Source organism: Lamprobacter sp. (genome assembly GCF_034860625.1).
GTDB lineage: Bacteria > Pseudomonadota > Gammaproteobacteria > Chromatiales > Chromatiaceae > Lamprobacter.
Genome location: NZ_JAYESN010000057.1, coordinates 22,630 through 29,178 on the forward strand (window position 1 = coordinate 22,630; position 6,549 = coordinate 29,178).

The 6,549-nt window shown below is 59.0% G+C and carries 6 protein-coding genes; 3 read left to right on the plus strand and 3 right to left on the minus strand.

The genetic code is table 11. The annotated features are described in order from the left end of the window. Nucleotides 1-30: 30 nt before the first annotated feature. Entirely contained in the window at nt 31-1,500 is a 1,470-nt protein-coding gene (locus VBE63_RS15205) for a hypothetical protein (protein WP_323683874.1), read from the minus strand. 290 nt (nt 1,501-1,790) lie between these two features. On the opposite strand from VBE63_RS15205, the gene VBE63_RS15210 reads away from it, so the two are divergent. Together VBE63_RS15210 and folE2 are read left to right on the plus strand one after the other, a co-directional pair. Continuing rightward, nucleotides 1,791-1,943 carry a hypothetical protein gene (locus VBE63_RS15210; RefSeq protein ID WP_323683875.1) on the plus strand — a complete coding sequence of 51 codons (153 nt, stop codon included), beginning with the start codon at nt 1,791-1,793 and terminating at the stop codon, nt 1,941-1,943. Between the two features lie 234 nt (nt 1,944-2,177). Further along, nucleotides 2,178-2,960, plus strand: coding sequence for a GTP cyclohydrolase FolE2 (gene folE2 / locus VBE63_RS15215; protein ID WP_323683881.1), 783 nt, complete (start codon nt 2,178-2,180; stop codon nt 2,958-2,960). A 163-nt stretch (nt 2,961-3,123) separates the two neighbouring features. On the opposite strand, the gene VBE63_RS15220 is transcribed toward folE2, so the two are convergent. Beyond that, nucleotides 3,124-4,149, minus strand: a complete 1,026-nt coding sequence (locus VBE63_RS15220; RefSeq protein WP_323683876.1) for a metallophosphoesterase family protein — start codon at nt 4,147-4,149, stop codon at nt 3,124-3,126. Further along, on the minus strand, nt 4,136-4,630 hold the full coding sequence (locus VBE63_RS15225; RefSeq protein ID WP_323683877.1) for a cyclic nucleotide-binding domain-containing protein: 495 nt from the start codon (nt 4,628-4,630) through the stop codon (nt 4,136-4,138). Before VBE63_RS15225 ends, VBE63_RS15220 begins: the two co-directional genes overlap by 14 nt. A gap of 1,600 nt (nt 4,631-6,230) precedes the next feature. Here VBE63_RS15225 and VBE63_RS15230 point away from each other — a divergent pair. Next, nucleotides 6,231-6,518 carry a hypothetical protein gene (locus tag VBE63_RS15230; protein WP_323683878.1) on the plus strand — a complete coding sequence of 96 codons (288 nt, stop codon included), beginning with the start codon at nt 6,231-6,233 and terminating at the stop codon, nt 6,516-6,518. Nucleotides 6,519-6,549 lie beyond the last annotated feature (31 nt).

Here is a 6,549-nt window from a genome sequence, read left to right on the forward strand (position 1 = left end):
TGGCTAGCAACCCCTGGCTAGCCGAGGCAGCTAGAAGTAGTAGCCGAAGTTGATGTTGAACCGGTAGTTCCAGTGGTTGTTGCCATTAGCCCCGAAATCGCCCACGCCGCCAGTGGGCGAGAACAGATTCGAGTAGCCTTCCGCGGTTCCGTCTTCGGTCTCGTTACCGACGAAGTAGTTGCCGTCGGAGAACGCGAGATCGGTGTAGATGTACCAGCCGCCACGCGCCCAGGCTGCACCCAGGGTGACCAGCTGGCTATCGTTGAAGCTGCTGTCTTCCTTGATGATGCTCGAGTACTCGACGTAGGGTCGAACGGAGTCGAGCCAAGGAATGCGATTAGTCTCGTACAGATAGCTGAGCGAGATGGCGGGTAGCCAGGCATCCGTCGCCACCGGCCAGGCGAAGTCGTAGGCGCCCATCGGGAACAAGGCGTCTGTATTCAGGGCATTGTTGTCATCGATGTCGTATTGATAGCGGGTCAGCTGAGAGGCTAGGAGCCAGTTGTTCCAACTGTTGGTCATGTGGACCGACGCCGCCCAGTGATGACCGTTATCGTTACGGCGACCCTTCAGTTCTCCGTACTGAAGCGAGACACCGAGCGCTGTGTCGACAACACTCTGATCGAAGTTGTAGATGGCGCGCAGATTGAACTGATTGCGCTCCTCGTAGCCATTCGGTGGAGCGCTACCTACAGTTCCGTCTGGGGCAACAGCACCTTCCCAGACCACGGCGTCATAGCCGTAACGAGTGCTATCTTGACTGGTACCGTTGCCGTTCCACTCGCTGCGCAGGTAATAGGCGAAGTCGAGATCCCAATTCCCGAGGCTGGTGACGTATTTGACACCCAGGTCCATGTCGTCGGAGAGTCCGACGTAGTAGTGCTGATCGAAGAACCAGCTCTGGGAGACACCATAGGGGCCAGGGCCGAAGGGCACCCGGTTGACACCGACCTGAAGCTGGCTGCCGTCATCGAAATCCCAGCCGAGCCAGCCGGTGTGGAGGAAGTTGTAGCCATCGTACCAGCGGTACTCGAGCTTGCCGACCAGCTGCTCGTACTTCAGATCCATGTTAATGCGGAAGGTATCGAGCGCGAAGTTGCCGCCATTGCCGCCGCGAGACGGGCCGCTGCCGCCGCCGGGATAACTCCCGAGAATGTAGTTAGCGCGGATCGCCCCACCGATAGTGACGGGGCCGACGGTGATCTTATCGGCTTGCGGTGAGCCGGCCTTGGCCAGCTCGGCCTCTGCAACCTCAGCCTTCTCGGTCGCGGACAGGGTCTCGGCCTTGGCCACTGCAAGCTCGGCTTGGGCCTGATCAAGCTGGCGCTGGAGTTCGAGGATGCGACGCTCAAGGGCGGCGGGGTCTGATGCTGCGGTCGCAAGCTGTGGCGCGCCGGCCAGGCTTGCAAGACTCAGGGCGAGCAGCATCCGAGCGCGTCGGTGCGCCGTTCGCTGACAGTTGGGAGTGGCGCTAAGCGTCCGTGGTTCGTAATCGTTCATGGTGTCCTGCGTGGGTTGACTTGGCTCTTAGAGATGGCATTGACGCAACGGCCTTAGCCTTAGGGCCACCCAGCGGCCCATACAAGCGACATGTCGTGCATCTGCAACAAGGCGCGCATTTTATATCGTAGGCAACATATTTTCCAGCGCAACGGGCATCAAGACTAAAGCCCGCGAGCCAAACAGGTTCACAATACCTCTTTAGCAAACTGCTTGAATGATAGGGGATCGGTGAAATGCTGGCCTGGATACCGGGGACTCGAGATCGGGGATGACCCGGGTGCGATCGGTTGCGCCAAGGCCATGTCGACGACGAATACTTCGCCTACGAAGTTTTCAGGGGCGACCGAGTATCATCAGCGGGCACCAACATCTCATTTGCCGTGGATATCGACTATGGCACCGCCTTGATGCGCGCTGAGGGGCTGTTCGAGCACGAGTGACCTCGGTTCAACGCTTGCCGCAGCGGCTCGATGCTTGCAGCGAACCGCGCTAGACCTCATGGTAAGCGGTATTTGGCGAGGTCTGAGTCGTTTGTGCAGCTTCGCCCCCGTTCCACCCGAGGAGCAGTCTCTGTGGACTCCACGTTGACCCCCAACCCATCCCTTGAAACCCTCGATCAGCTCGACGATCGACCAACTACCCAGCGCGCGAAGGGCGCGGCCGGGTCGACATCGGTGGAGATCGCCGACGTCCAGTCCAGTCCAGATAGCCGGCAGATCGCCATCAACAAGGTCGGCATCAAGGACATCCGCCACCCGGTGCGGATCAAAGACCGCAGCGGCGCCGAGCAGCACACGGTCGCAACCTTCAACATGTACGTCTTCTTGCCCCATCACTTCAAGGGCACCCACATGTCGCGCTTCGTCGCCATCCTCAATGGCCACGAGCGCGAGATCGGCGTCGGCACCTTCAAGGAGATGCTCACCGAGATGGCCGAGCGGCTCGAATCGGAGGCCGGTCATATCGAGATGCGCTTCCCGTTCTTCATCAATAAGCGCGCACCGGTGAGCGGCGTCGAGAGCCTGCTCGACTATGACGTCACGCTGATCGGCGAGGTCCGTCATGGCAAGCCGGAGCTGTCGATCAAGGTCGTGGTGCCGGTCACCAGCCTCTGCCCCTGCTCAAAAGAGATTTCGCGCTACGGTGCGCACAACCAGCGTTCGCATGTCACCGTCGAGGCGAAGACGCGCGGTTTCCTATGGATCGAGGAATTGATCGAGCTCGTCGAGGCAGAGGCCAGCGCGCAGCTCTATGGCCTGCTCAAGCGGCCCGACGAGAAATATGTCACCGAGCATGCCTACGACAATCCCAAGTTCGTCGAGGATACGGTGCGCGATGTTGCACGCCGGCTGAATGCCGAAGACCGCGTCGCGGCCTACGTGGTCGAGGCCGAGAACTTCGAGTCGATCCATAACCACTCGGCCTATGCGATGGTCGAGCGCGACAAGATGGCTTAGGCTCCAACGAGTCGCTCGACGCTGTACAAGGGCGGCCTGGCATCGCTAGATGAAGAAGCCAAGATGACAGGTTGGCGAATCAACGGCGGCGTGAAGACGCGTGGGATCTGACAGCTCAGTGACCGATCTCACTCGGGGATCTTGCAAGCCGGCTGGCGAGCAGCTAATGGCCTCCTGACAGGCTAGTCTTAAACGCCTCAGCCGCCGATGGATACACCACCGAGATCGCAAACGGCTCTGCAGGATCTGAGGTCAGGCTCACCCAAACGCCGCCGAGGAACGGCGAGCCTGGGACCTCAAGGCGCCACAACCGCTCGGCGCCTTTCACCGCCGATCGATTGCGCAGCAGCGGCTGATTGAACTGAAAGCGATGAGTGTCGCCATGGACGGCCAGCACCGGCCCCGAGTAGCTGCTGAGCAACGCCTCAAGGTCGCTCATCAGCGGGGCGAAGCCAGGCGACGGCGGTGAGCGCTCGAACAACGGATTGGCATGGAAGAACAGCACCATTGCCCGCGCCTGAGACTGCTGCGCAAGGCGGGTCGCCTCGCGCAAGAGTCTGCGATTGGCCGCCGAGCGTTGCCGCCATTCGGCCATCGCGGCGCTGTTTTTCGAGCGATGATTGTTGTTGCTACCGACCAGATGCAGCAACACCAGCATCACGCCATCCTTGAGGGTATAGGCGTTCTCCGGATAGGCCGGGTCTGGCACCTGTAGCTTCAGCGCCGCGTTGTGCAGCACCTCGGGGTCGGCAAAAAAGCGCGCTCGCAGCGCCGCGAGGCGCTCGATCGGATCGAGCCCGCCGGCGGACTGGCGATGACAGTCGGTCCACTCGTTGTCCCCCGGGGTGTAGAGCACCGGCACCGGTTGGGCTTGGAACAGCTCGGCGATGCGCCGATTTCGCGCCTCGGTACAGGGCTCGCCGCCCCCTTTGATATCGCCGACATGGACGATGAACGGCGGGTCCTGCTCGGCCGCCTCTTGCAGCAGGCGCTTGAAGGGTGCGTACTCGGCATTGCCGTAGGGCGCATCGCCGACCACGAAGAAGCGCAGTCCCGTTCCGGGCTGCTCCGGGCGCTCGAGCGACAGCGCAGTGCCGCTCCCCCACAACAGACCGAACAACAGCGTTAGCGCAATGATGCACTGCCGCGCCGGACACAACCGTAGGCTTCGCACCTCAGTAGCGGCCATGCGACCGGGTCACATAGTTGCGCAGGGCATCGGACTCCTGATTCGCCCGCATCAGGTTGCTGTGAGTGATCCGGAACAGCGCCCGCATCACCTTGAGCACCAGCATCGGATGTTCCGCGAGCAAGGCCTCGAAGTCATCCGGCTCCAGCGTCAGCACCACGCAGTCGCCAGCCGCACGCAATCCCGCCTTGCGCGGCGAGCCATCGACAAAGGCACGGGTTCCGGCACATTCCCCGGGCGACATGCGATAGACCGCCGAGTCCGTGCCCTGAAGGTCATGCAGCACATCAAGGCGGCCATCGACCAGCACGAACAGGGTGCGCCTGGCGTCGCCCTCCACCACCAGCGACTCCTGCCCTGCCAGCCGCATGACGCCCATCGCCTGCGCCAGTGTTGCAACCTCGCTCGCATCGAGCTCTTCGGCCAAGACCGACGCCTGCAGCCAGGTGGCCTTTTGTTGATCAGTCGTTTGATCGTTCATCAGCTTTTTCTTCCTCTTGAGAAGACAGATCGAGACTTTCAGTACCCTAGCAAACCCGGGTGACGACTCGGTGTCAATGATCTGATCAGCAGGGGGAGAATCGGCTTGGTATGGGGTTGGGGGGTAACAACAAGGATCAGCCGCGCGAGGTACGAGCGTCGAGTGGATTTGCCTTGTGTACGCCCGGCATGGGCATGAACTGATGGGGTGAAAGTTCCCTGCAGAAGTACCTGTCGTGTCCTTTTGGACCAATGTAACGACTAGCCGACGGCAAGGGCAAACCCGCGAGGGGATGTCTGGAGGAAGCTCGAGTGCAAAAGTGCGAGCCAACGGACAGAAACCGCATAGAAGGCTCAGTCCCTGGGTAAGTCAGCACGAGGTGACGAAACCCATCAGGTGTGGGGGGATAGGGTCAATGCGGCGGTTGTGCACTGAAAGTTCATGCTGAAAATCCTAAGGAGATCTGTCTCGCGAGCGGTCCTTGTGCCTAGGGGAGCCGGACTTAGGCCCAGTGCGAAAGCGCTGGAATGGCCACCGGACCCTACCGTAACTCGGGCAGCGCGGCGAGCGGCAACGCTCGCCGTGATGGGACAGAAGTCAGCAGACGGCATAGTAGCCAAACGCCCACCGTAATGGGTGGGACGGGGTGAAGGCATGAATCTCCGGCAACGAGTGAGCCGCCGGCATCTCAGCGATCCTACCGCACCCTACCGGGTAAAAGGAACTTGGCAATGCGTCGCGTAACCAGCGTTGAAGGCTGCCATCTCTGTACAGTACAAATCACGCCAAACTCATTCCGCTAAGTACCTCAACTCAAAGGCTTGTAACTAAAAATAACTTCAATAATTTTAAGCCATTGATTTATATGGTATTTATATTTTAATCGAATTACAAATTTATATATTGAGGCACTTATGACCTCGATTATCTTCTGGCCCCCGACTACGGCAGAATCAAGCGGGTCAGGTTCAATTTAATTCTCAGCAACTGAACCAAACCGACAAAATCGCCCGAGTGGAATCGGGTAAGGGCGGGTGTTTAGCCCCCCCCTTCGCTACATCACCTAGAATTAGGGTCCGCTTTTGTCGGTCCCAAGAAGTGAGCAAACGACGCTTCAAGCATAGCCATGCGCTTTCATCCACTAATCGCGAATGCTGATCAATCCCTGGCTTCGCAGCCAGTAATTGGTCATCCCGGTTTGCGTGCCCGGGGGTCGGGTCAGGACTGCCCGGATAGGAACGTAAGCCTTAAGTGCACAACCGTCGGATTTACCCTATCCCTTGCACCTGTAGGGCTTCGTCATCTCGTGCTGCCTCGCCAAGGGGCAAAGACTTCTATGCGGTTTCTGTCCGTCGGCTCGCACCTTTGCGCTCGGGCTTCCTCACAGACGTCCCCCTGTGGGCTTGCCCTTGCCGTCGGCTATTAGTTATCTCGGAGGACCCAAGGGGCACTACAGGTACTTCTACACCGTACAGGGGGGCTTTCAACCCATCAGTTCGTGCCCATGCCGGGCGTACACAAATACACCCGGGCCACCCCTTGCTGGCGGGCTCTGCTGGTTGTTGGGTTCCACAAACAACCCGTAATTAACGATAGAATCATGCAGGAAAATCATCGCGTATTGGAGCATATAAGCGAAGTCCTTCAAAAAATCTCAAGCCATCAGAAAAACTTTGAAGCCGTAATCGAGGAACTACGTTTTCAGAAGGATAGGATCGATTCTACCGTGGCAGATGATGAGGGTCGCGGCTCCGTAAAATACTGGAAATCAATTGCTTTTTTTAACTCTGCTATCCGTGTTCGATTGTTGATAGTGAATAATTTTCAGCAGGTCGAGACATTAGGTTCAGTGCACAACCGCCGCATTTACCCTATCCCCTGCACCTGATGGGTTTCGTCACCTCGTGCTGACTCACCCA